The sequence below is a fragment of the Rhodococcus sp. WY5 genome, assembly GCF_018588185.1.
Taxonomy (GTDB): Bacteria; Actinomycetota; Actinomycetes; order Mycobacteriales; family Mycobacteriaceae; genus Rhodococcus_F; species Rhodococcus_F qingshengii.
Window position 1 is genome coordinate 185,662 of sequence record NZ_JAAMPR010000001.1, and the last position, 22,599, is coordinate 208,260.

The 22,599-nt window shown below is 62.9% G+C and carries 23 protein-coding genes; 17 read left to right on the forward strand and 6 right to left on the reverse strand.

Annotation, left to right across the window (positions count from 1 at the left end):
- Nucleotides 1-39: 39 nt before the first annotated feature.
- The 5 genes from G4D79_RS00770 (at nt 40) to G4D79_RS00790 (ending at nt 4,913) form a co-directional block, all read left to right on the forward strand.
- The gene (locus G4D79_RS00770) at nt 40-999 is read left to right on the forward strand and encodes an ABC transporter permease (RefSeq protein WP_003945671.1); all 960 of its coding nucleotides are present in this window, start codon (nt 40-42) and stop codon (nt 997-999) included.
- Nucleotides 999-3,077, forward strand: coding sequence for a dipeptide/oligopeptide/nickel ABC transporter permease/ATP-binding protein (locus tag G4D79_RS00775; protein ID WP_235867749.1), 2,079 nt, complete (start codon nt 999-1,001; stop codon nt 3,075-3,077). The genes G4D79_RS00770 and G4D79_RS00775 overlap by 1 nt, the downstream gene beginning before the upstream one ends.
- On the forward strand, nt 3,074-3,892 hold the full coding sequence (locus G4D79_RS00780; RefSeq protein ID WP_099697026.1) for an ABC transporter ATP-binding protein: 819 nt from the start codon (nt 3,074-3,076) through the stop codon (nt 3,890-3,892). Before G4D79_RS00775 ends, G4D79_RS00780 begins: the two co-directional genes overlap by 4 nt.
- Before the next feature lie 60 nt (nt 3,893-3,952).
- The gene (locus tag G4D79_RS00785; RefSeq protein WP_050655749.1) at nt 3,953-4,690 is read left to right on the forward strand and encodes a FadR/GntR family transcriptional regulator; all 738 of its coding nucleotides are present in this window, start codon (nt 3,953-3,955) and stop codon (nt 4,688-4,690) included.
- 67 nt (nt 4,691-4,757) lie between these two features.
- Nucleotides 4,758-4,913: a hypothetical protein gene (locus tag G4D79_RS00790; RefSeq protein WP_180279553.1), complete on the forward strand. Its 156-nt coding sequence runs from the start codon at nt 4,758-4,760 to the stop codon at nt 4,911-4,913.
- 55 nt (nt 4,914-4,968) lie between these two features.
- On the opposite strand, the gene G4D79_RS00795 is transcribed toward G4D79_RS00790, so the two are convergent.
- Nucleotides 4,969-6,084 carry a nitronate monooxygenase family protein gene (locus tag G4D79_RS00795; RefSeq protein WP_003945863.1) on the reverse strand — a complete coding sequence of 372 codons (1,116 nt, stop codon included), beginning with the start codon at nt 6,082-6,084 and terminating at the stop codon, nt 4,969-4,971.
- Nucleotides 6,084-7,757 carry an acyl-CoA synthetase gene (locus G4D79_RS00800; protein WP_039973409.1) on the reverse strand — a complete coding sequence of 558 codons (1,674 nt, stop codon included), beginning with the start codon at nt 7,755-7,757 and terminating at the stop codon, nt 6,084-6,086. The genes G4D79_RS00795 and G4D79_RS00800 overlap by 1 nt, the downstream gene beginning before the upstream one ends.
- A 79-nt stretch (nt 7,758-7,836) precedes the next feature.
- Between G4D79_RS00800 and G4D79_RS00805 the strand changes: the two genes are divergently transcribed.
- Nucleotides 7,837-8,661: a crotonase/enoyl-CoA hydratase family protein gene (locus G4D79_RS00805; protein ID WP_007734275.1), complete on the forward strand. Its 825-nt coding sequence runs from the start codon at nt 7,837-7,839 to the stop codon at nt 8,659-8,661.
- Nucleotides 8,662-8,835: 174 nt separating this feature from the next.
- Here the strand turns inward: G4D79_RS00805 and G4D79_RS00810 are convergent, their stop codons facing one another.
- Together G4D79_RS00810 and G4D79_RS00815 are read right to left on the reverse strand one after the other, a co-directional pair.
- Complete coding sequence (locus G4D79_RS00810) at nt 8,836-9,795, reverse strand: hypothetical protein (RefSeq protein WP_007734274.1); 960 nt, start codon at nt 9,793-9,795, stop codon at nt 8,836-8,838.
- A 204-nt stretch (nt 9,796-9,999) separates the two neighbouring features.
- A complete protein-coding gene (locus tag G4D79_RS00815) occupies nt 10,000-11,037 on the reverse strand; it encodes an LLM class F420-dependent oxidoreductase (protein WP_099697027.1) in 1,038 nt (345 codons plus the stop codon).
- A gap of 73 nt (nt 11,038-11,110) precedes the next feature.
- Between G4D79_RS00815 and G4D79_RS00820 the strand changes: the two genes are divergently transcribed.
- From G4D79_RS00820 to G4D79_RS00845, 6 genes are all read left to right on the forward strand, one after another.
- On the forward strand, nt 11,111-12,088 hold the full coding sequence (locus G4D79_RS00820; protein WP_019746979.1) for a Zn-ribbon domain-containing OB-fold protein: 978 nt from the start codon (nt 11,111-11,113) through the stop codon (nt 12,086-12,088).
- A 10-nt stretch (nt 12,089-12,098) separates the two neighbouring features.
- Nucleotides 12,099-13,169 carry a thiolase domain-containing protein gene (locus G4D79_RS00825; protein ID WP_003945801.1) on the forward strand — a complete coding sequence of 357 codons (1,071 nt, stop codon included), beginning with the start codon at nt 12,099-12,101 and terminating at the stop codon, nt 13,167-13,169.
- The gene (locus G4D79_RS00830; RefSeq protein ID WP_007734272.1) at nt 13,169-14,350 is read left to right on the forward strand and encodes a thiolase domain-containing protein; all 1,182 of its coding nucleotides are present in this window, start codon (nt 13,169-13,171) and stop codon (nt 14,348-14,350) included. The genes G4D79_RS00825 and G4D79_RS00830 overlap by 1 nt, the downstream gene beginning before the upstream one ends.
- Before the next feature lie 36 nt (nt 14,351-14,386).
- Nucleotides 14,387-15,250, forward strand: a complete 864-nt coding sequence (locus G4D79_RS00835) for a TIGR03619 family F420-dependent LLM class oxidoreductase (RefSeq protein ID WP_099697028.1) — start codon at nt 14,387-14,389, stop codon at nt 15,248-15,250.
- A gap of 9 nt (nt 15,251-15,259) precedes the next feature.
- The gene (locus G4D79_RS00840; RefSeq protein ID WP_007734269.1) at nt 15,260-15,670 is read left to right on the forward strand and encodes a nuclear transport factor 2 family protein; all 411 of its coding nucleotides are present in this window, start codon (nt 15,260-15,262) and stop codon (nt 15,668-15,670) included.
- Nucleotides 15,671-15,844: 174 nt separating this feature from the next.
- Nucleotides 15,845-16,225 carry a VOC family protein gene (locus G4D79_RS00845; RefSeq protein ID WP_020906296.1) on the forward strand — a complete coding sequence of 127 codons (381 nt, stop codon included), beginning with the start codon at nt 15,845-15,847 and terminating at the stop codon, nt 16,223-16,225.
- Nucleotides 16,226-16,419: 194 nt separating this feature from the next.
- On the opposite strand, the gene G4D79_RS00850 is transcribed toward G4D79_RS00845, so the two are convergent.
- Nucleotides 16,420-17,670, reverse strand: a complete 1,251-nt coding sequence (locus G4D79_RS00850) for a cytochrome P450 (protein WP_007734267.1) — start codon at nt 17,668-17,670, stop codon at nt 16,420-16,422.
- A gap of 174 nt (nt 17,671-17,844) precedes the next feature.
- Between G4D79_RS00850 and G4D79_RS00855 the strand changes: the two genes are divergently transcribed.
- The 4 genes from G4D79_RS00855 (at nt 17,845) to G4D79_RS00870 (ending at nt 20,735) form a co-directional block, all read left to right on the forward strand.
- Nucleotides 17,845-19,008 (forward strand): steroid 3-ketoacyl-CoA thiolase, encoded by a 1,164-nt coding sequence (locus tag G4D79_RS00855; RefSeq protein WP_003945509.1) that lies wholly within the window; start codon nt 17,845-17,847, stop codon nt 19,006-19,008.
- 1 nt (nt 19,009) lies between these two features.
- Nucleotides 19,010-19,498 carry a nitroreductase family deazaflavin-dependent oxidoreductase gene (locus tag G4D79_RS00860; protein WP_058039197.1) on the forward strand — a complete coding sequence of 163 codons (489 nt, stop codon included), beginning with the start codon at nt 19,010-19,012 and terminating at the stop codon, nt 19,496-19,498.
- A gap of 57 nt (nt 19,499-19,555) precedes the next feature.
- A complete protein-coding gene (locus G4D79_RS00865) occupies nt 19,556-19,969 on the forward strand; it encodes a DNA-binding protein (RefSeq protein ID WP_099697029.1) in 414 nt (137 codons plus the stop codon).
- A gap of 94 nt (nt 19,970-20,063) precedes the next feature.
- Complete coding sequence (locus G4D79_RS00870; RefSeq protein WP_003945460.1) at nt 20,064-20,735, forward strand: GNAT family N-acetyltransferase; 672 nt, start codon at nt 20,064-20,066, stop codon at nt 20,733-20,735.
- Nucleotides 20,736-20,802: 67 nt separating this feature from the next.
- On the opposite strand, the gene G4D79_RS00875 is transcribed toward G4D79_RS00870, so the two are convergent.
- Complete coding sequence (locus G4D79_RS00875) at nt 20,803-21,717, reverse strand: SDR family oxidoreductase (protein ID WP_003945561.1); 915 nt, start codon at nt 21,715-21,717, stop codon at nt 20,803-20,805.
- Between the two features lie 102 nt (nt 21,718-21,819).
- Between G4D79_RS00875 and echA20 the strand changes: the two genes are divergently transcribed.
- Nucleotides 21,820-22,596 (forward strand): (7aS)-7a-methyl-1,5-dioxo-2,3,5,6,7,7a-hexahydro-1H-indene-carboxyl-CoA hydrolase, encoded by a 777-nt coding sequence (gene echA20 / locus G4D79_RS00880; protein ID WP_003945611.1) that lies wholly within the window; start codon nt 21,820-21,822, stop codon nt 22,594-22,596.
- Nucleotides 22,597-22,599 lie beyond the last annotated feature (3 nt).

The window sequence follows — 22,599 nt, forward strand, 5'->3', positions numbered from 1 at the left end:
CGCCCGCTCGGCCGTTTCCCACAACTGAGAGATCCCCCGATGGCAAGAGTCCTCCCCATGCTGATCAGGCGATTACTGATACTGATCCCCCTGATCCTCGGCATCATCGCGTTCGTCTTCATCGTGATGCAGTTCGCGCCCACCGATCCCGCAACCGCGGCGTTCAACGGTGGCAACCCGACTGCGGAACAGTTGCAGCAGTTCAAGGAAGAGAACGGACTGCTCGATCCGCTTCCGCTGCAATACGTTCACTTCGTGACCGATCTGGTCAGCGGCAACATGGGTGACAGTCTGATTTCCGGTACCCCGGTGTTGGATTCGATCTCCACCGCTCTGCCACTGACCATTCAGCTCACGGTTCTCGGACTGGTGATCGCCATCGTGCTCTCGCTGATCTTCGGCGTCACCAGCGCACTGTTCCGCGATCGTTGGCCGGATCAGGTCATCCGAGTGATCTCCCTCGGCGGTGTGGCGGCACCGTCATTCTGGTTGGCACTGCTGATGATTCAGTACCTTGCTGTCCAACTCGGATGGTTCCCTACCGGTGGCTACGTCAATCCGAGCGACTCCGTCAGCGACTGGCTCTGGTACATGGCGCTCCCGGCGCTGTCCCTGTCACTGCCCGTCGCAGCACAACTCACGCGCATCATCCGCACGTCGATGGTCGAGGAGTTGGACAAGGACTACGTCCGGACCGCGATCGGCAGCGGCCTGCCCTATCACGTGGTGATCGGACGGAATGTGTTGCGTAACGCGCTGATCAACCCGCTCACCGTCCTGGGCCTCCGTGTCGGTTACCTCCTCGGTGGCGCTGTGGTCATCGAGCAGATCTTCGGCCTGCCCGGCATGGGTCAGCTCATGATCAACGGCGTCACCAACGGTGACCCCGCAGTCGTTCAGGGAGTTGTCATCGTCATCGCGGTCGGCTTCGTCGTCGTCAACCTCGCCGTCGACATCCTCTACCTGCTCGTCAATCCACGACTTCGGAGCGCAGCATGATGAGAAGAAAACTCACCGAGAAGCTTTCGCGACCCGGCATCACCTTTTCTCGCTTCCCCCTCTCTGCCTGGCTGTCGATGGCGGTTCTCGCGATCATCGTGCTCGCCTGCCTCTTCGCGCCGCTGATCACGCAGTACACCCCACTCGAACAGGCGGTAGGTACCGCGGGCCCCAGCGCCGACCACTGGTTCGGTCAGGACAGCCTCGGCCGAGATCTGTTCAGCCGCTTGCTCTACGGCGGACGCTGGTCGCTGACCATCGGTCTCGGTTCCACCTTCCTCGCACTGTGCGCCGGCGCTCTCATCGGATCGGTGGCCGCAACGAGCCGAAAAGGCGTCGACGAGACCATCATGCGAGTGCTCGACGTGGTCATGGCGTTCCCGGGCATTGCGCTCGCTGCCGTACTCGTCGCGGCCTTCGGTGGTTCGATCCCGGTTCTGATCGTCACTATCGCGTTCCTCTACACACCGATGGTGGCTCGCGTCGTTCGCGCGAATGTTCTCGCTCAGTACGGTGAGGACTACGTCGCGGCCGAAAAGGTCATCGGCGCAAGAACTTCACACATCGTCGTCAAGCACGTCGTAGCCAACTGTGCTGCGCCCGTTCTCGTCTTCTGCACTGTCATGGTCGCCGACGCCATCGTGCTCGAGGCCAGCCTGTCGTTCATCGGAGCAGGTGTGCGTCCCCCGGACCCGTCGTGGGGATCGGTGATCGCCGACGGCAAGAACATGGTCCTTCTCGGTGGTTGGTGGGCAACGGTGTTCCCCGGTCTGCTGATTCTTCTGACGGTGCTATCCCTCAACGTGCTCGCCGAGGGCCTGACGGACGCGATGGCCGATCCGAGTCTGAAGAAGACCAAGAAGACGCCCTCCGCACTCCAAGCAGCGCAGACCGCCGCAGCGGGGGAGACCTCCAACGAACTCATTCTGGAGGACGAAGCCGCATCGGTCGTCAACACTCCGGAGTTGATCGACGACTTCGCCGACCCGAGCGTCGTGAAAGATGTCCTGAAACCGGCCGCCGAGCCGACTCCTCTCGAAACTCACCTGAAGATCCTGGCCGAAACCGAGCGATCTCGGTCCGATCGTCTTGTGTACGAGGGCGATGCCGCACCACTCCTCGAGGTCCGCAATCTCACGATCCGGTTCCCGGAACGCTACGGAGACACGGCGATCGTCGACAACGTGAGCTTCACCGTCCGCCCGAACGAGACGATGGCGCTCGTCGGCGAGTCCGGTTGCGGAAAGTCGCTCACGTCGCTGGCGATCATGGGTCTGCTACCCAAGACGGCAGTGGTGACCGGCGAGATCCTGTTCGACGGAGTCAACGTCCTCGAGCTGAACAACCGGGAGCGAAACAAGCTACGCGGACACGACATGGCCATGATCTACCAGGATGCGCTGAGTTCACTGAACCCGGCGATGCTGATACGCGCGCAGTTCAAGCAGCTCACCAAGCGCGGCGGTACCCGCACAGCCGAGGAACTGCTCGAACTCGTCGGACTCGATCCGGTGCGCACTCTCGCCAGCTACCCACACGAGCTTTCCGGTGGTCAGCGCCAGCGCGTTCTGATCGCCATGTCGCTCACCCGCAGTCCACGGTTGATCGTCGCGGACGAGCCCACCACCGCCCTCGACGTCACCGTCCAGGCCCAGGTCGTGGACTTGCTCAACGATCTTCGGGAAAAGCTGGGATTTGCAATGGTCTTCGTCAGCCACGACCTGGCACTCGTAGCCTCCCTGGCCCACAAGATCACGGTGATGTACGCCGGTCAGGTCGTCGAGTCGGCGCCCACGAGTGATCTGCTCGTCGATCCCCGCCACGAATACACCCAGGGCCTTCTCGGTGCCGTTCTCTCTATCGAGGACGAAGCGCCGCGACTGCATCAGATTCAGGGAACTGTTCCCTCGCCCGGAAACTTCGCGGCGGGTGACCGTTTCGCCGAGCGTTCCACTCGCCCGGACTCCGACCCCCTCCGTAAGCCGGAGATGGTCCGGGTCGACGGGACCGAGCATTGGTTCGCCGACCAGTCCGCGACTCCCATACGTACAGAATCGGAATTGGAGAGCGTGCGATGACTACAGCTGAAGCACCCATCCTGGAACTGAAGAACATTCACGTCGTCCACAAGACCCGTTCGGGATCACTGTTCAAACCCGGCACGGTTCACGCGGTCAACGATGTCAGTATCGACGTACGACGAGGGATGACGATCGGCATCGTGGGCGAGTCGGGTTGTGGCAAGTCCACTCTGGCCAAAGTCATGGTCGGACTGCAGAAGCCGACGTCGGGCGACGTGGTCTTTCGCGGCCGAAGCGCTCTGACCCGGTCGGCCGGCGTGCGCAAGGAGTTCGGCCGGGCGATCTCGATCGTCTTCCAGGATCCGGCTACCGCGCTCAATCCCCGAATGACGGTGGCCGACATCCTCACCGATCCACTCGACGTCCACGGCATCGGCAACCGCGCGAGCCGAACCGCCCGAGTTCGCGAGCTGGTCGGTTTGGTCGGACTCCCCCAATCTGCGCTCGAAGTCATCCCGAGCCAGATCTCCGGCGGTCAGCGGCAACGTGTCGCGATCGCGCGTGCACTCGCGCTCGAACCTGACGTCATCGTGGCCGACGAGCCGACGTCGGCGCTCGACGTCTCGGTGCGAGCGCAGATCCTGAATCTGCTCAGCGACATCAAGGCTCGGTTGGGGCTCGGCATGGTGTTCATCTCGCACGACATACAGACGGTGCGGTACGTCTCCGACACCATCGTCGTCATGAACGCCGGGCGGATCGTCGAGCAGGGAACGGCCCAGGAAGTATTCGACAGCCCGTCCGATGCGTACACGGCCAAACTGCTGGGTGCGGCGCCCAGCCTCCTGCAACGCACCGTTGACGTGGGTTGACCAATGGAGCGGATGACCGGACATAGGATGAAGGACGTTCGTATCAGAAAAGGGGAATCGATGTCTGTCCGGAGTGGCACACAGGGCGCTCGTTTCAGCGCGCAAAACCGCATGCGCGCACTTCAGACGGACATCATGAACTTGATCCTCGAACGCAGGCTCTCCCCCGGCGACCCGATGCCCACCGAGGCCGAACTGTCCGAGGAATTGGGTATCGGCCGAAACACGCTCCGGGAGGCGCTCAAGGTTCTGCAGGCCTTGGGCGTCGTCGAGATCCGTCACGGCTTCGGAATGTTCGTCGCCCCTAGCAACTTCGACGCTCTCGCCGACGGCCTGACCTTCCGTGGCCGGTTGTCCTTGCAGGGCACCGGGCACGAGGCGATGGAACTGGTCGACATTCGTCAGGCACTCGAGACCGGACTGATCGGTGCGGCGATGGCCGAGATGACGTCGGCCGACCACGCCGACCTCGACGAACTCGTCACCGGCATGGAGGTCCGTGCCGCTGCCGGGAAGAACTTCTCCGACATCGATGCGACCTTCCACTCCCGCCTGTACTCCCCTCTCGACAACCAGGTCCTCGGTCAGTTGATGGACGTCTTCTGGCAGGTGTACAGCGAGATACAGCAGGCCATCGGGCATTCGGATACGCCACTGATCGACATCGCGTCGAAGCACCGTGCGATTCTCGATGCGATCCGTACGGGTGATGCAGTCGAGGCGGCGCACACTCTCGATGTGCACTTCGGTGGCCTGCGCGAGCGGATCGCCAGTCTCCATGCGTCCGAAGCGCAGTAATTTCGAAACACGTGATTTTGCTCCGCTGGCTCACCATCGCGCCCGTTCTTCCGGCAAAATTACGGGTATGAAGAACCCGAACCTGACGCCTTCGCGCGTTCTCGCAGTTGTCCTCGCTGCCGCCCTGGTCATTTTCGTGATGGCACGCCGCCGCGACGACGGCGCCCTCAGCCGCGGAGAATGGTTGTCGGACACCGTCGGACCGGACGACCTCGCCGGCTGAAACGACGTGTGCCCTCGGCCGAAACTCGGCCGAGGGCACACGCACGTGTCATCTACTACTTCATCGAATCCAGTCGGGTTCGCGCGTCCTCGAACCCGGATACCAGCTCTGCCATGACCTCGGCGACCGGGCGGATCTCGTTCATCCGTCCCACGATCTGACCGACGGGCATTGCCACAACTTCCGGGTTCTCCGATGCAGCGATTCTCTGATGAGCGTCGCTGACCAGAAGGTTCTGCAGCGGCATCGGCAAGGGCGCCGGTGCTCCCGGGTTCGACCAGGCTTCCGTCCACTTGGTCTTGAGCAACCGAGCGGGCTTACCCGAGTAGATGCGCGAACGAACGGTGTCGGCCGACGTCGCGCCCAACAGTGCACGCTGAATAGCGGACGGGCCCTCGCCCGATGCACTGCCGAGTTTGTATTCGGACGTGGTGAGCCAGTACGAGCCCATCCACACTCCGGACGCACCGAGTGCAAGTGCGGCAGCCACCTGACGGCCGCTGCCGATACCCCCGGCAGCCAGCACAGCAGCTGAATCACCCAGTGCATCAACGATTTCCGGAACGAGAACCATCGACGCAATTTCGCCGGTGTGACCGCCTGCCTCGTAGCCCTGCGCGATCACGATGTCGACACCGTTCTCGACGTGACGACGCGCATGCTCGACGGCGCCGGCCAGCGCTGCTACCGGTACGCCCTTCTCGTGCGCCTGATCGATGACGTCCTTCGGCGGTGATCCCAGCGCATTCGCAATCAACGCAATCCGGTGTCCCAGAGCAACATCGACGTGTGACCGCGCCACCGAGTGAAGCCATCCCAGTACGCCGGTCGCATGCTCGACGTCGTCGGAAAGCGGCGGCACACCGAGCTCGTCGAGCGTGCGGTTGACGAAGGCGCGGTGCTCCTCCGGAATCAGCTTGTCGAGATCGACGGCGCCGCCCTCGGTCGGCACCTTGGCCGGCATGACGATGTCGACGCCGTACGGCTTACCGTCGGTGTTCTCGTCCATCCACGTCAGTGCGGCTTCGAGCTCTTCCGGGTCGTTGAACCGGACGCAACCGAGCACGCCCAGACCTCCCGCGCGGCTGATCGCGGCCGCGACGTGCTCGGAAGGAGTGAATCCGAAAATCGGGTATTCGATGCCGAACTTGTCGGCGAGATCCGAACGCATCAGGCTTCCACGCTTTCGTTTGCGGACGCCACAGGAGCGCCGTTTCCGTTGTGATCATCGGCCTCGCGCGATTCCGTTTCGGCCTTCGCCCAGCGGTAGTCGGGCTTGCCTGCCGGGTTGCGCTTGATCTGGTCCACGAACCACACGCTGCGCGGAACCTTGTATCCGGCAATCTCTTTGCGTGCTGCGGTGGCGATGTCGTGCAGCGTCGGCGACGTGCCTTCGCGTACCTGGACCACTGCGGCAACGCGCTGACCGAAGCGCTCGTCGGGGATACCGACCACCAGGACGTCGAAGATGTCCGGGTGCGCCTTCAAAGCGCCCTCGACCTCTTCCGGGTACACCTTCTCGCCGCCGCTGTTGATCGACACCGAACCGCGGCCGAGCATCGTGACCGTGCCGTCGGCTTCGACCTGCGCATAGTCGCCGGGGATCGAGTAGCGAACGCCGTTGATGGTGCGGAAGGTTTCGGCCGTCTTGACCTCGTCCTTGTAGTAGCCGAGCGGGATGTTGCCCTTGCGAGCGAGCATGCCGCGCTTGCCCGATCCGGGTTCGACCTCGTTGCCGTCGTCGTCGAGAACCGTTGTGGAGGCGTCGATCTTGACCGTCGGACCGCCAGTGTGCTTCTGGCCCTTGCTCAGCACGGCGAGTCCACCGAAGCCGGTCTCGGATGCTCCGATGGAGTCCGTCAGCAGGCGGTTGGGCAACAGTTCGAGGAACTGCTCCTGGATACTCGGCGAGAAGAGTGCAGCACTGCTGGCCATCACGTAGAGCGTCGAAAGATCGTACGGCTCACCGGTCTCCGGGTTTCCGGCGATGAGTGCGTCGAGCATCGGACGGCCCATCGCGTCACCCGTGATGAAGATCAGGTTGACCTTGTGCTTGTCGATGTTCTGCCACACCTCGTGGGCGTCGAATTCCGGGTGCATCAAACAGGTTCCGCCGCCGAAGAGGCTGTGGAATACCGCCGACTGCGAACCGCCGTGAATCATCGGGGGGATCGGGTAGCGGATCATGCTCGGGTTGGCGGCGCCGACCTTCGCCATCTCGTACTCGTCCTCGACCGGAACTCCGGTGACGAAGTTGATGCCTCCGCCGAGAACACGCCACCAGTCCTCGTGACGCCACATGACGCCCTTGGGACTTCCGGTGGTGCCGCCGGTGTAGAGCATGAAGATGTCGTCGTTGCTGCGCTCTTCGAAATCACGCTCACCCGAACTCTGCGCGAGTGCGTCCTCGTAGCCGATGCCGAAAGCACTGAAGTCCAGATCGGTGCCGTCCTCGACCACGATGACGGACTTGACCTTGGGAGTGTTCGGCAGGACGTTCGCGACCTTGTCCGAGTAGCGGCGCTCGTGAATGAGCGCAACCATGTCGGAGTTGTCGAAGATGTACTGCAACTCGTTCTCGACGTACCGGTAGTTGATGTTGACCATCACGGCCCGGATCTTGAAAACCGCGACCATGGCCTCGATCGCCTCGATGACGTTCCGGCAGTAGATGCCGACCTTGTCACCCGGCTGAACGCCATGTTCACGCAGGTAGTGACCGAGGCGGTTTGCTCGGTCCTCCAACTGTGCATAAGTCATCTCGCGGTTGTCCGAGACCAGCGCAACGCGGTCCGGAACGAGGTCGATTGCGTGCTCTACGAAGTCTGCGATGTTAAGGGCCACGAGTTCAAAGTAGAACGTGTTACCGTTTCTGGCAAGACCCAATTTGAGAGCCAGCTCACAGACCCGCCAGGAGCCATCAGTGTCCACTTCGACGACCGAAAAATCAGACATTTCGGAAACCGCGCCGCATTGCCTCGTGGAGAAGCGTGGCCACGTTCTCATCGTGACCATGAATCGCCCCGAGCGTAAGAACGCCATCACCGGCGAGATGATGGCGATCATGGTCGACGCCTGGGATCAGGTCGACAACGACCCCGAAATTCGTGTCGCCATCCTCACCGGTGCGGGAGGCGACTTCTGCGCCGGCGCCGACCTCAAGAACATGTCCGCCAAGCCGCCGGGAGATTCCTTCGCGGGCGGTGGCGTCGACATGTCCAAGATCGAAGGCCTCCTCAAGGGCCGTCGGTTGACCAAGCCACTGATCGCCGCCGTCGAGGGTGCAGCTATCGCCGGCGGAACCGAAATCCTGCAGGGCACCGACATCCGCGTCGCGGGTGAGAGCGCCAAGTTCGGCGTCTCCGAAGCCAAGTGGGGGCTCTTCCCGCTCGGCGGTTCCGCAGTGCGTCTGGTGCGACAGATTCCGTACACGATCGCGGCGGACATCCTGCTCACAGGTCGTCACATCAAGGCTCCGGAGGCCAAGGAGATCGGGCTCATCGGCCACGTGGTCCCGGACGGCCAGGCCCTCGACAAGGCGCTGGAGCTCGCGGACCTGATCAGTGCCAACGGCCCCCTCGCCGTGCAGGCGATTCTCAAGACCATCCGCGACACCGAGGGCATGCACGAGGAAGAGGCCTTCCAGATCGACGCACAGCTGGGTATGAAGGTGTTCATGAGCGCCGACGCCAAGGAGGGCCCGCGGGCTTTCGGTGAGAAGCGGGCGCCCCAGTTCAAGGGTGTCTGACCCACCCCTTCCCTCCCTCTCGGTGCACCCTCTCGGTGCACCCGTGCCCTATCCCGTCCCACTCTGCACAGCACCGCTCCCCACACCACCGCTCTGCACACCACCGCTCTGCACACCACCCCCCCGATCGCGTGAACGTATCGCTCCCCTTCTCTGACAAGGGGAGCGATACGTTCACCCTCCGGGTCTGGCACTGATTGACACCCTCGGACGCGGCCGTGACGCGGCCAGCGCAAAATGCGCACGCAGGTCGCTTATCACGCGCTCGGGCTCTGCGCGCAACGCGCTCGGCACAGTCGGAAGCACGATGATGCCCGCGTTCTGCATACGAGTCCGACGCTCGACCGTCGCCCGGTAGTCCCCAGGTGACAGATGCCAGTCCAGTGAATCGATGTCCCACGCAAAAGCCACAGAATCGATCCACCCGTCGGGCATTGCAATGAATTTCCCGTTTGCGTCGCAGATCTCACGGTTGAATACCATTTCGGGCAGCCCGGTTCTCCTCCACAGCTCGCGGGCCTCTGCCTCCGGCACCGAATGCACGTTGGCATCCACCTCCCGCAAAACTTTACGGGGCAATGCGCTACCGCGAATACTTCCGGCTTCCAACTCTTTGGACAGATCACGAACCACAACGTCACCTCGTTGAACGACGTCTGCAATCAACGCGCGAGCACTATCCAAAGTCTTGCATCGCCGTGCAGCATCGAGTACCGCCCGAACCAGTGGCGCGCAATCAATTCCGCTGCGTGTCAGTGGCGTCGGCAGCCTTACAGTCCTTTCGACCACGACGAATCCGGTCGATTGCACCCTGCGATGCATGGGCATCAAGATTTGAACCTCGCCGGAGTGCGGACGATAGCCATGCTGCGCCATGGCGGCTTTTCCAGTGACCATCGATCCGCGGCCGCAGAACATCAATGCAGCGATCGTGCGCTGGCGCGGCGTCGGATAACCGTTCCCCAGCAGAACTATGCCGGGAAGCATTCGCTGCCAAGTACCGCCCGTGCGGCATCGCCCGGCAATCGCTGTGTCCGACACACCCAGTCTGGTCAGCTCTGCCACGCGAATTACGCCATCCGTGCTCGCAACGATCAGCAAACTCGGATCGTCTCCCCATTCGCCCCTTCTCATGGAGACATCATGGGCTTTCCCGGCCGCGCAGGCCCTTGCCAATCAGGCATTTACACCGACCTGTGGATAACCCTCCGCCCTGTGAACGTATCGCTCCCCCTGTCAGAGAAGGGCAGCGATACGTTCACGCGATGCGGTAGATGGCTGGCGACGGCACCAGCGCTCGAAAAAAGGGGGGTACCGCTCGAAAATGGGGGCGCCCGCTCAACCACCCACCGCGGCCGCGAGCTCTCGCACATGGTCGGCGTCGCGGCAGGTCACCAGCAGCATCGTGACTCCGGCTTCCTCCCAACGCTTCACGTCTGCGCGCACCTCGTCGACGTTGCCGATGATCATGGTCTCGGTGATCATCTCGTCGGGGACGACGGCAGCAGCTTCGTCCTTGCGGCCCGACATGAAGAGGCGACCGATCTCGTCGACCTCCTTCTCGTAGCCCATCCGCTTGTAGACCTGCGCGTGAAAGTTCAACTCCGGGGCGCCCATTCCGCCCACGTAGAGGGCGGTCATCGGCTTGAGAGCAGCGATGGCAGCGGCGCGATCGTCGGTCACGATGACCTGGCACGTGGCGGCCACCTCGAAGTCTTCGCGACTACGACGGGCCCCGGCGCGCGCGAACCCTTCGTCGAGCCACTTGTTGTACATCGGGGCCAGGCGCGGGGTGTAGTAGATCGCCAGCCAGCCGTCGGCGATTTCACCGGCGAGCGCGACGTTCTTCGGCCCTTCGGCGCCGAGCCAGATCGGGATGTCCGCACGCAGCGGGTGCGTAATGGGCTTGAGCGGCTTGCCAAGTCCCGAACTACCCGGTCCCGCATACGGCAGAGGGTAGTGGGGACCGGGGCTGGTGACGGGCGCTTCACGGGCGAGGACCTGGCGCACGATCGAGACGTATTCGCGGGTGCGCGCGAGCGGCTTCTCGAACGGCTGGCCGTACCAACCTTCGACGACCTGCGGTCCGGATACGCCGAGCCCGAGGATCGTTCGCCCACCGTTGAGGTGATCGAGAGTGAGCGCGTGCATGGCACAGCTGGTCGGTGTTCGCGCCGAAATCTGTACGACGGAGGTGCCGAGACGGACGTTCTCGGTGCGCGATCCCCACCAGGCGAGCGGGGTGAAAGCGTCCGAGCCCCACGACTCCGCCGCGAAGACCGCGTCGAATCCCGCGCCTTCCGCGGCCTCGATCAGTTCCGGGGCGTTTGCCGGCGGCTGTGCGCCCCAGTATCCGAGTTGCAACCCAAGCTTCATCGCAGGCCTCCACATTGCCGGTGATCAGAAGTGACTCTTGCCACAATCTCTAGAACCTGTTCTACTCGATCTTGTGACCATCGGAAAGAGCGGGGTGGCCGACAAGCCCCTGAGCGCACCATTGAATCTCCATTTCGACTACACCAGATCGACGGGACCGACCATCGGCGCGTTCGTGACTGCCCTGCGTGATCGCAAGGTGATCGGCGCACGCGGGTCGAACGGTCGTGTCTTCGTTCCGCCACCGGAATTCGATCCGGACACGGCCGAGCCACTGACCGACTTCGTCGGAGTCTCCGACGGCGGAACGGTCGTGAGTTGGACGTGGATGCCCGAACCCATCGAGGGTCAACCACTGACGAAGCCTTTCGCGTGGGCCCTGATCAAGCTCGACGGCGCGGACACGTCCATGCTCCACGCAGTCGACGTCGACTCCCCCGACGACATCAGCACCGGCCTGCGGGTTCGTGCTCGCTGGGCGTCGGAGCGGATCGGGCAGATCAAGGATATCGAGTGCTTCGAACCAGGTGAGAGCGAAAATGGAATCGCGACAGTCGATTCCAGCGCCGATCCTGTCACCATGATCACGACGCCTGTCGACCTGCACTTCATGCATTCCGCTTCGGCCGAGGAGAGTTTCTACCTCCGCGGTCTCGCAGAAGGCAAGCTCATCGGTGGTCGCAGCGGACCCGAAGACAAGATCTACATCCCACCGCGCGGCGCCAATCCCACCAACGGGAAGCCGACGAGCGAGCAGATCGAACTGCCGGACAAGGGAATTGTCACCACCTTCTGCATCGTCAACGTCCCGTTCCTCGGGCAGCGAATCAAACCGCCCTACGTGGCCGCCTACGTGCTTCTCGACGGGGCCGACATTCCGTTCCTGCACTTGATTCTCGAATGTGATGCCGCGGACGTACGGATGGGCATGCGCGTCGAAGCCAAGTGGAAGCCTCGCGAAGAGTGGGGTTACACCCTCGAGAACATCGAATACTTCCGGCCGACAGGTGAACCCGACGCCGAGTACTCCACCTTCCAACACCACCTGTGAGGCTCCTGAAATGACTTCTGCAGACATCGCAGTCGTGGGCTTTGCTCAGGCACCCCACGTCCGCGAAACCAACGGCACCACCAACGGCGTCGAGATGCTCGTCCCGTGCTTCCAGCAGCTCTACAGCGATCTGGGAATCACCAAGTCAGACATCGGCTTCTGGTGCTCCGGATCTTCCGACTACCTGGCCGGACGAGCGTTCTCCTTCATCTCGGCCATCGACTCCATCGGAGCGGTCCCGCCGATCAACGAATCTCACGTCGAGATGGACGCTGCGTGGGCCTTCTACGAAGCGTGGATCAAGATCTTGACCGGCGAGGTCGAGACCGCGCTGGTGTACGGCTTCGGCAAATCCTCCGCCGGGCACCTGCGCAAGATCCTGTCCATGCAGCTCGATCCGTACCTCGTCACTCCGCTGTGGCCCGATTCGGTCTCGATCGCAGGACTTCAAGCCCGGCTCGGACTCGACGCGGGTAAGTGGACACAAGAGGACATGGCGGAGGTTGCCGCTCGTAGCCGTCGTCACGCGCTGAGCAATCCGAAGGCTCAGCTCGCAGGTGAGGTCGACATCGAGGCCCTTCTCGCCAGCCCGTTCCTCGCGGATCCGTTGCGCGCACACGATTGTGCGCCCATCACCGACGGCGCGGCAGCAATCGTCCTGGCCTCGGGTAACCGCGCCCGCGATCTCTGCGAGCGGCCGGCGTGGATCACCGGACTCGAGCATCGCATCGACTCCCCCAACCTGGGTGCACGTGACCTGACCACCTCACCGTCCACTACGTCGGCAGCCAAGGCGGCAACGGGCGGCGAGGTCGGCAACATCGACGTCGCCGAACTGCACGCACCGTTCACTCACCAGGAATTGATCTTGAAGGAAGCGATCGGACTGACCGACGCCACCACGATCAATCCGTCCGGCGGTCCGCTCAGCGGCAACCCACTGTTCGCCGGTGGTCTGGAACGAATCGGCCACGCCGCCAAGGCAATCTTCGACGGCCAGGCGAATCGCGCTCTGGCCCATGCAACAAGCGGCCCTGTGCTGCAGCAGAATCTGGTAGCAGTCTTGGAGGGACGGAACTGATGGCCGGAACGCCTCAACTCGCGGCCGTGCTCGGCACCGGCCAAACTCACTACGTCGCAAAGCGTCACGATGTCTCGATGGCGGGCTTGGTTCGTGAAGCCATCGACGCCGCGATGCTCGACGCCAACGTCGGCTGGGACGACATCGACGCCGTCGTCATCGGAAAGGCCCCCGACTTGTTCGAGGGTTCGATGATGCCCGAACTCGCCATGTCGGATGCTCTGGGCGCAAACGGAAAGCCGTTGCTGCGTGTTCACACTGCCGGATCGGTGGGCGGTTCGACGGCTATCGTCGCCTCCAGCCTGGTCAAATCCGGTGTCCACAAGCGGGTTCTGACGGTTTCCTGGGAGAAGCAGTCCGAGTCGAACGCCATGTGGGCGCTGTCCGTACCGGTTCCGTTCAACATGCCCGTCGGCGCCGGTGCCGGTGGATACTTCGCGCCGCACGTCCGTTCGTACATTCGTCGATCGGGCGCACCGGAGCACATCGGCTACCTCGTCGCTGTGAAGGATCGACTCAACGGCAGCCTCAATCCGTATGCGCACTTGCGGCAGCCGGACATCACTCTCGAATCGGTACAGGCATCTCAGATGCTCTGGGATCCGATCCGCTACGACGAGACCTGCCCGTCCTCGGATGGCGCGTGCGCTCTTGTGATCGGCAACGAGGAAGCGGCCGCACAGGTCGAGGCCGAGGGTCGTTCGGTCGCGTGGATCCACGCGACGGCGATGCGCACCGAGCCGACCTTCTATGCCGGACGCGATCAGGTCAATCCGCAGGCCGGCCGTGACGCTGCAGCAGCACTGTGGAAGTCAGCGGGAATCACCGATCCGCTCAACGAGATCGACTGCGCCGAAATCTATGTCCCGTTCTCGTGGTTCGAGCCGATGTGGCTCGAGAACCTCGGCTTCGCGGAGGAAGGCCAGGGCTGGAAGCTCACCGAGGCGGGTGAAACCGCGATCGGCGGCAAGCTCCCGGTCAATGCCTCGGGCGGTGTTCTCTCCTCCAACCCGATCGGCGCCTCGGGCATGATCCGTTTTGCCGAGTCGGCGATGCAGGTCATGCACCGCGCCGGCGATCACCAGGTAGCCGATGCTCGCAAGGCTCTCGGCCATGCCTACGGCGGTGGCTCGCAGTACTTCTCGATGTGGGTCGTCGGCTCCGAACGTCCCACCACGTAAGCAGCAGCACACACGCCGATCAGGAAGAGGCCGAAGATGAAGTACACCGTCGGGGTTGCCATGAACCCCTTGGACCAGTTAGCCGGTATCGCCAAAACTGCCGAGGAATGCGGCTTTTCGTCGATCGCTCTCCCCGATTCACTGTTTTTCATGGAAACGCAGGCGGCGGATTACCCGTACACCCCGGACGGGTCTCGGATGTGGAATGCCGAGACCCCCTGGGTCGATCCGCTCATCGCCGCGGCTGCAATGGGCGCGGTGACCGAGAAGATCGAGTTCTACACCCAGGTGCTCAAGCTGGGTAGCCGCAATCCCGTCCTGCTCGCGCGGCAGGTCGGTTCCGTGGCCGCATTGACGAACAACCGTTTCGGCTTCGGCGTCGGAATCGGTTGGGCTCCGGAAGAGTTCGAGTGGTGCGGCGCTCCGTACAAGCGTCGGGGCGCACGTGTGGACGAGATGATCGACGTCCTCAAACTGATCCTCGGCGGCGGCATGGTCGAGTATCACGGTGAGTTCTTCGATTTCGATCGCCTGCAGATGAGCCCGGCCCCCACCAAGCCGGTTCCGTTCTACGTCGGCGGCCACACCGAGGTCGCACTCAAGCGTGCTGCGCGAGTCGGCGACGGTTGGACCTCGGCGATGATCAAGTTCGACGACCTGGTGGGTGTGATCGCACGACTACGCGAACTGCGCTCCGAGTACGGCCGCGAGAACGAGCCGTTCGAAATCCAGACGGTGTGCATCGACCGTTTCGGCAAGGACGGTTACGCAGAGCTCGAAGATGCCGGCGTCACGGACATCATCACCGTGCCTTGGGTTTTCGACGGAATCGGATTCGATGCCCCACTGGAGGCAAAGCAGGATTCGATGCGTAAGTTCGCCGAGCAGTACATCAACTGAGGAGCCGCGATGACCGACGAACACCCCGCCCGCGTCGCGGGTAACGCTTCGCGCGCCGCAGCGAGTGGCAAGAACAAGGAAGCCTGGCTGGACCTCTTCGCCGAGGACGGTTGGGTGGAAGATCCGGTCGGGCCTTCGGGCTTCGATCCCGAAGGCAAAGGCCATCACGGGCGCGAAGCGATCTCCAAGTTCTACGACATGACGATCGCGAACGCGGACAAGCTCGAATTTCTGATCGACGATTCCCTGGTGTGCGGCAACGAGAACGTCAACATCGGCAAGATCCGAACCACCATCGGCGGCTCGATCATCGACGCCGAGGGCGTGTTCGTCTACCGGGTGAACGACGACGGCAAGATCGCGTCGCTTCGAGCATTCTGGGAAGTGGACCGTGCGATGAAGACGGCACGCAAAGCCTGAGAACCCACAGTACGAGCGCGGCCCCGGTCATCGACCGGGGCCCGCGCTCGTCGTATTCGAATCAGCCTGTCGTACTTGCACCGAGAACCTCGAAATGGTTTCCTGGTTCCCAACGTCGCGTGTCGATGACGGACTGCGTCAGGCATGGAGGCGTCGTACCGCAAGGGGTCACTCATGACCATTTCGTTCAATCACACCATCATCGCCGCAAAAGACCGACAAGAGTCTGCGTGGTTCTTCACTCACATGTTCGGTCTTCCAGGCCCAGTCGAAGCCGGCTACTTTCTCGGCGTTGAACTCGAGCACGGCGTGACGTTGGACTTCGCACAGGTGGAAGAAGGCGCCGAGGTTGCGTCTCAGCACTATGCCTTCCTCGTCTCCGAGGATGACTTCGACGGCATCTACCAGCGGATACAGGCGTTGAAACTGGATCACTGGGCCGATCCGCGCCAGTCGAGTACCGGCTTCAACACCAACGACGGTGGGCGTGGGGTCTACTTCCTCGACCCGTCGGGACATTTCCTGGAAGCCATCACCAAACCGTACGGCGGCTGAATTGGAGATTGAACTACAAACGGCGGCGCCTACGGGAGATGAGGGATCCCGCAGACGCCGCCGCAGTTCCAGGTTGCCAACAAGTGGCTTCCCGGAACGTCTACTGTAGTTCTGCGTGTTCGAGAGTGCAGAGGCAACTCCCGAAAACCTACACAGAACCTACTCGCCGGTTACCAGGTCAGTATATGTCCGGATCAGTGTTTGACCGGGCAGCCCGATGTCTTGTAATCAACCTGAAACTCTTTGATGCCGTTGAGCCAGCCCGAGCGAAGGCGTCGGGGATCCCCGAGCCTGGTGATGTCGGGTAGGTGATCGGCGATCGCATTGAAGATCAGATCGATTTCCAGACGGGCCAAGTTGGCGCCGATGCAGTAGTGCGCACCGGTGCCGCCGAATCCGAGGTGCGGATTGGGGTCACGCATGATGTCGAACTTCGTCGGGTTCTCGAAGACGTCCTCGTCGAAGTTGGCCGACGCGTACATCATCACGACGCGATCGCCCTTCTTGATCTTCTGTCCGCCGAGTTCGGTGTCTTCGAGCGCGGTGCGCTGGAAGGAAGTCACCGGGGTCGCCCAACGAACGATCTCGTCGGCCGCCGTCTTGGGGCGTTCCTTCTTGTACAGCTCCCACTGGTCGGGATTGTCGAGGAAGGCAACCATGCCGTGTGTGATGGCATTGCGAGTGGTCTCGTTACCCGCGACCGCAAGCAGGATCACGAAGAAGCCGAATTCCTCTGGGGAGAGCTCATTTCCGTCGATGTCAGCTTCGATGAGCTTGGTGACGATGTCATCGGCGGGACACTTCTTGCGCTGATCCGCCATCTGGTACGCGTATCCCAGAATCTCCATCGAGGCTGCCTGCGGGTCGATGTCGAACTCGGGATCGTCGTACGACGTCATCTGGTTGGACCAGTCGAAGAGCTTCATTCGATCTTCCTGCGGCACACCGAGAAGCTCGGCGATTGCCTGCAGCGGAAGTTCGGACGCGACCTGAACCACGAAGTCACCGGCACCGCCGGCAGCCGCGGTCGTGACGATCTTTTCGGCACGCTCGGTCAGTTCCTCGCGCAGGCTGTTGATGGCGCGCGGGGTGAATCCACGAGATACCAGCTTGCGCAGCTTGGTGTGCTCCGGAGCGTCCTTGTTGATGAGAATGAATCGCTGCATCTCGACGTTCTCACGCGGGATGTCGTCGGCGAAGCGAGGAATCGCAGTGTTCTCGTGGGTCGAGAAGATGTCGCTTCGCTGCGAAACTTCCTTGACCTCTTCATGACGGGTGACCACCCAGAAGCCCTCGTCCTGGAATCCACCGATTTCCGGGGGCTGCGGATTCCACCACACGGGGGCCGTCTTCCGGAGTTCGGCGAACTCCTCGAACGGCATGCGTTCCGCGTAGATGTCGGGGTCCGTGAAGTCGATTCCCTCGGGGAATGCGGGCTGTGCCACTGATGTCTCCTGCCCTAAGCCTTTTCATCACAGGGGTGATGGGGATCCGTGATGTGTAACACGTTCTACTCTCATTGAAACACAAGCCTGCTTACTAGGAAAGGAAACGTCGGCAGGTCTTGCTTCCCGCAGAGAACCTGTTCTACTTTTTCATTACAAGGAAAGGAGCCCGCTGTGGGCACACCAGTAATCGTCGAGGCTGTCCGTACACCGATCGGCAAGCGCGGAGGTTGGCTCGCCGGTCTGCACGCCGCCGAGATCCTCGGAGCTGCACAAAAGGGAGTTCTCGACCGGTCGGGAATCGACCCGTTGCTGATCGAGCAGGTGATCGGCGGCTGCGTCACCCAGGCCGGCGCTCAGTCCAACAACATCACGCGCACGGCCTGGCTGCACGCCGGACTTCCGTGGCAGACCGGCGCAACCACCGTGGACTGCCAGTGCGGTTCGGCCCAGCAGGCGAACCATCTGATCGCCGGTCTGATCGCCACCGGCGCCATCGACGCCGGTATCGCCTGCGGCATCGAAGCCATGAGCCAGGTTCCCCTCGGCGCCAACGTCGGCGATCAGGCCGGACCGCGCCGACCCGCGACGTGGGACATCGACATGCCCAACCAGTTCGAAGCTGCAGAACGCATCGCGCGTCGACGCGGACTGACCCGCGACGACGTCGAAGCCCTCGGCGTCCGCTCGCAGGCGCTGGCCAAGCAGGCTTGGGAGGAAGGACGTTTCGACCGCGAGGTTCTCGAACTCTCGGCACCCCAGGTCGACAAGGAAGGAAACCTCACGGGCGAGACCAAGGTCGTCAATCGCGATCAGGGCCTGCGCGATACGACGGCGGAGTCCCTTGCCCGACTGAAGCCCGTCCTCGAAGGCGGGATTCACACGGCCGGAACGTCTTCCCAGATCTCCGACGGCGCGGCCGCAGTCCTGCTCATGGACGAGGACAAGGCTCGCGCGCTCGGATTGAAGCCGCGCGCCCGCATCATCGCCCAGGCGCTGGTCGGCTCGGAACCGGAATTCCACCTCGACGGACCGGTGCAGGCAACCAGCCGTGTCCTGGAGAAGAGCGGAATGAAGATCGGCGACCTCGATCTGTTCGAGATCAACGAAGCATTCGCATCCGTCGCACTGTCCTGGGCTCAGGTTCACGAACCTGACTTCGACAACGTCAATGTCAACGGCGGCGCGCTCGCTCTCGGCCATCCGGTCGGCAGCACGGGATCTCGCTTGATCACCACCGCACTGCACGAACTCGAGCGTCGCAACGGCTCGACTGCTCTGATCACGATGTGCGCCGGCGGCGCACTGGCCACCGGAACCATCATCGAGCGTATCTGAGATGACTACTCCCCCAGCCAAACCCAAGGGACTCGACGCTCCGGCGACGGTCAAGATCATCAAGTGGATGTCGAAGGCAAACGTCGCCATGTATCGCGCCACCGACGGGCGGCTGGGTAGCAAGTGGCGGGTCGGCAGCGCGTTCCCTCGCGGGCTGCCGATCTGCCTGCTGACCACCACCGGTCGCAAATCCGGCGAGGAGCGGATCAGCCCGCTGCTATTCCTCGAGGACGGCGAGAACGTGATTCTGGTGGCGTCGCAAGGCGGTCTTCCGAAGAACCCGATGTGGTACCTCAACATCAAGGCAGACCCGGTGGTGACGGTGCAGATCAAGTCTCGGATCCGCTCGATGAAAGCCCGCGTCGCGACCGAGGACGAGCGTGCTCGGCTGTGGCCGAAATTGACGGCGATGTATCCGGATTTCGACAACTATCAGGCCTGGACCGACCGGGTCATTCCCGTCATCGTGTGCGAGCCACTGAAGAATTAAACGGACTGTTTACAACAAAACGTTTACATCGACCAGGGTTCGTGCCACCCTGGGTTCATGACCGATGACCAGTTCAGACCGATCGATTCCGGCCGCGAACGCGCAAATCGCGAGTACGCCGGACTCTTTCGAATCAGCGAGCGCCACGGCGCGACCCCAAGCCAGCGCGCGCGGCAATCTCATCCGGAGATGCTCGAGCCCTACGGCGCGGTGCGCGTCGTGGCTCGTCTTGCGGGTGGCACCGACACACCGCAGCCGAACGAACCCGAGGTCGACGATGCCGACGTCATGGCCGCGTTGACTCTGATCCCCAAGGCCCGAGCCGAAATGGAACAGCTGGAAGCACTGTTCCTCGGGATTGCCCGCGAACGGGGCATGACCTGGCAGGACATCGCTTTCGGGCTGGGACTCGGAAGCACTCAAGCCGCCCGCCAGCGCTACGAACGGCTCGTTCGCCGCACCGGAGGCTGAACGCGTGCCATAACCGGCGAGTTGGAGCACTATTGACTCGTACGGTCCGCACGGCGTTTCGACAGAGCCTCGAACACAGCAAGGAGTCGCATATATGACGACGCATATTCAAGATCAAATCCTGGACCGACGCGAGATCACCTCAGCCCTCGTGCGTGCGCTGGAGCGTCGCCACGAGGTGCTGGACGCAGTGGTCGACAGCAAGGACCACCAGGAGGCACTGACCACCGTCGCGGAACTCCTCGGCACGTCGGAAGCAAATGCCGAAGCAGTTCTGAGCCTCAAGTTCAGCGCACTGACCAAGGCAGCGCGCGATCGCATCCAGGGCGAGCTGGAGAATCTCGACGCCACTCTCGAATGGACGACGCTCGATCGTCCCGCGAGCAGCGGGCAGAACTTCACCCTGCGTCCGTTCAGCGACAGCGCAGAAGACAAGGCACTGTTCACGATTCGCTCGGCCGAGCAGCTCGGCGAAGACGGCAAGCCGTGGAGCGAGGATCGGATCGAAGCCGAGCGCGTCGGCGGTCTCGGTCGGATCGACGACGAGAGCGCTGCCTGGTTCGTCGCCGAGGACGTCTCCGGTGACGGCCCGAAGAGCGTCGGCCTGGTATTCGGCGAACTCGACGGCCAAGAGGTGAACGTGGCGATCTGGATCGCGCCGGAATCTCGCAAGAAGGGCTACGGCACCGCCTGCGTGAAGCATTCGCGGCGCGAACTCGCAGCTGAGTTCCCCGGCACCGTGTTGGTGGTTCGGGCGCCCGCGTAGGCGGCACGCCGCCTGTGAGTGGTTGAGGAGTTCCTGCACTCCTTAACCACTCACGGGGCCGGAGGCCCTACGCCCCGTACACCGGCGTCGGAATCTCCGCCTTCTCCAACAGCGTTGCCACGACGGGCCCGATCTCCTTCGGGTCCCAGCGATCTCCCTTGTCCTCGCTCGGGCCGTGACGCCAGCCCTCCGCGACGGTGATCTTTCCGCCCTCTACCTCGAACACCCGGCCCGTGACGTCCTTGGACTCGGCGCTACCGAGCCAGACGACCAGCGGCGAGATGTTCTCGGGAGCCATGGCGTCGAAGCCCTCTTCCGGAGCTGCCATCGCTTCTGCCATCGCCCCGCCCGCGCCGACAGTCATGCGTGTGCGCGCAGCAGGCGCGATCGCGTTGACACTGACTCCGTAATTCTTGAGCTCGGCGGCGGCCTGGATGGTCATCTCGGCGATGCCGGCCTTGGCCGCGGCGTAGTTGCCCTGGCCGATCGAACCCTGCAGTCCTGCACCCGAACTGGTGTTGATGATGCGTGCGTCGACGGTCTTGCCTGCCTTGGCCTCGGCGCGCCAGTAGGCAGCAGCGTGACGGAGCGGCGCGAAGTGCCCCTTGAGGTGCACGCGGATCACCGCGTCCCACTCGCCCTCGCTCATACCGACCAGCATGCGGTCCCGCAGGAAGCCTGCGTTGTTCACGAGTACGTCCAGGCCACCGAAGGTGTCGATCGCGGTCTTGATCAGATTCTCGGCGCCCGCCCAGTCGGCGACGTCGTCTCCGTTGACCACTGCTTGGCCACCGGCGGCGATGATCTCCGCGACAACCTGCTCGGCCGGACTCTCACCGGTCGCGGAACCGTCGGCACCCGCACCGATGTCGTTGACGACAACCTTGGCGCCCTCGGCAGCAAATGCCAATGCATGCGCACGTCCGATACCGCGGCCAGCCCCGGTGATGATGACTACGCGTCCGTCGACCAATCCACTCATATTTGTCTCCTAATGCACTCTGCTCGGGCTTGTCGGCTCCGCTTGTGTGCTAACTTACCAAGCAATCGCTTGGTTTGGTACACAGACGTAAGGAATCCCGATATGGGCATCAGCACCTCCTCCGACGGAACCGGCATCACCACGGTCACCATCGACTACGCGCCGGTCAATGCAATCCCGTCCAAGGGATGGTTCGAGCTTGCCGACGCCATCCTCGACGCGGGCAAGGATCTCAACACTCACGTAGTGATCCTGCGAGCCGAGGGACGCGGATTCAACGCCGGCGTCGACATCAAGGAGATGCAGGCCACCGAGGGATTCGACGCGCTGGTCGCCGCCAACCGCGGTTGCGCCGCGGCCTTCGCGGCCGTCTACGACTGTGCTGTACCCGTCGTCGTGGCCGTCAACGGATTCTGTGTCGGCGGCGGCATCGGACTCGTCGGCAACGCGGACGTGATCGTCGCTTCCGACGACGCGATCTTCTCCCTCCCCGAGGTCGACCGCGGCGCACTCGGCGCTGCCACACACCTCTCGAGGCTGGTGCCACAGCACATGATGCGCACGCTCTACTACACCGCACAGAGCGTCGACGCACACACACTCAAGCAGTTCGGCAGCGTCTACGACGTGGTCCCGCGCGAGAAGCTCGACGAGTGCGCTCGCGAGATCGCCGCGAAGATCGCCGCCAAGGACACCCGCATCATCCGGTGCGCCAAGGAAGCCATCAACGGCATCGACCCGGTGGACGTCAAGGGCAGCTACCGCCTCGAGCAGGGCTACACCTTCGAACTCAACCTCCTCGGCGTGTCCGACGAACACCGCGACGAGTTCGTCGCCACCGGCAAGCCGCGCGAGAACGCAACCCAGAAGGAAGGCTGAGAC

What these genes read in the sequence shown, in the direction of transcription:
- G4D79_RS00830 (WP_007734272.1), top strand. Translation starts at nt 13,169, where the DNA reads ATGGCCGGAACGCCTCAACTCGCGGCCGTGCTCGGCACCGGCCAAACT.
- G4D79_RS00815 (WP_099697027.1), bottom strand. Translation starts at nt 11,037, where the DNA reads ATGAAGCTTGGGTTGCAACTCGGATACTGGGGCGCACAGCCGCCGGCA.
- G4D79_RS00870 (WP_003945460.1), top strand. Translation starts at nt 20,064, where the DNA reads ATGACGACGCATATTCAAGATCAAATCCTGGACCGACGCGAGATCACC.
- G4D79_RS00770 (WP_003945671.1), top strand. Translation starts at nt 40, where the DNA reads ATGGCAAGAGTCCTCCCCATGCTGATCAGGCGATTACTGATACTGATC.
- G4D79_RS00785 (WP_050655749.1), top strand. Translation starts at nt 3,953, where the DNA reads ATGTCTGTCCGGAGTGGCACACAGGGCGCTCGTTTCAGCGCGCAAAAC.
- G4D79_RS00810 (WP_007734274.1), bottom strand. Translation starts at nt 9,795, where the DNA reads ATGAGAAGGGGCGAATGGGGAGACGATCCGAGTTTGCTGATCGTTGCG.
- G4D79_RS00860 (WP_058039197.1), top strand. Translation starts at nt 19,010, where the DNA reads ATGACTACTCCCCCAGCCAAACCCAAGGGACTCGACGCTCCGGCGACG.
- echA20 (WP_003945611.1), top strand. Translation starts at nt 21,820, where the DNA reads ATGGGCATCAGCACCTCCTCCGACGGAACCGGCATCACCACGGTCACC.
- G4D79_RS00795 (WP_003945863.1), bottom strand. Translation starts at nt 6,084, where the DNA reads ATGCGTTCGGATCTCGCCGACAAGTTCGGCATCGAATACCCGATTTTC.
- G4D79_RS00790 (WP_180279553.1), top strand. Translation starts at nt 4,758, where the DNA reads ATGAAGAACCCGAACCTGACGCCTTCGCGCGTTCTCGCAGTTGTCCTC.
- G4D79_RS00845 (WP_020906296.1), top strand. Translation starts at nt 15,845, where the DNA reads ATGACCATTTCGTTCAATCACACCATCATCGCCGCAAAAGACCGACAA.
- G4D79_RS00865 (WP_099697029.1), top strand. Translation starts at nt 19,556, where the DNA reads ATGACCGATGACCAGTTCAGACCGATCGATTCCGGCCGCGAACGCGCA.
- G4D79_RS00825 (WP_003945801.1), top strand. Translation starts at nt 12,099, where the DNA reads ATGACTTCTGCAGACATCGCAGTCGTGGGCTTTGCTCAGGCACCCCAC.
- G4D79_RS00775 (WP_235867749.1), top strand. Translation starts at nt 999, where the DNA reads ATGAGAAGAAAACTCACCGAGAAGCTTTCGCGACCCGGCATCACCTTT.
- G4D79_RS00780 (WP_099697026.1), top strand. Translation starts at nt 3,074, where the DNA reads ATGACTACAGCTGAAGCACCCATCCTGGAACTGAAGAACATTCACGTC.
- G4D79_RS00840 (WP_007734269.1), top strand. Translation starts at nt 15,260, where the DNA reads ATGACCGACGAACACCCCGCCCGCGTCGCGGGTAACGCTTCGCGCGCC.
- G4D79_RS00835 (WP_099697028.1), top strand. Translation starts at nt 14,387, where the DNA reads ATGAAGTACACCGTCGGGGTTGCCATGAACCCCTTGGACCAGTTAGCC.
- G4D79_RS00875 (WP_003945561.1), bottom strand. Translation starts at nt 21,717, where the DNA reads ATGAGTGGATTGGTCGACGGACGCGTAGTCATCATCACCGGGGCTGGC.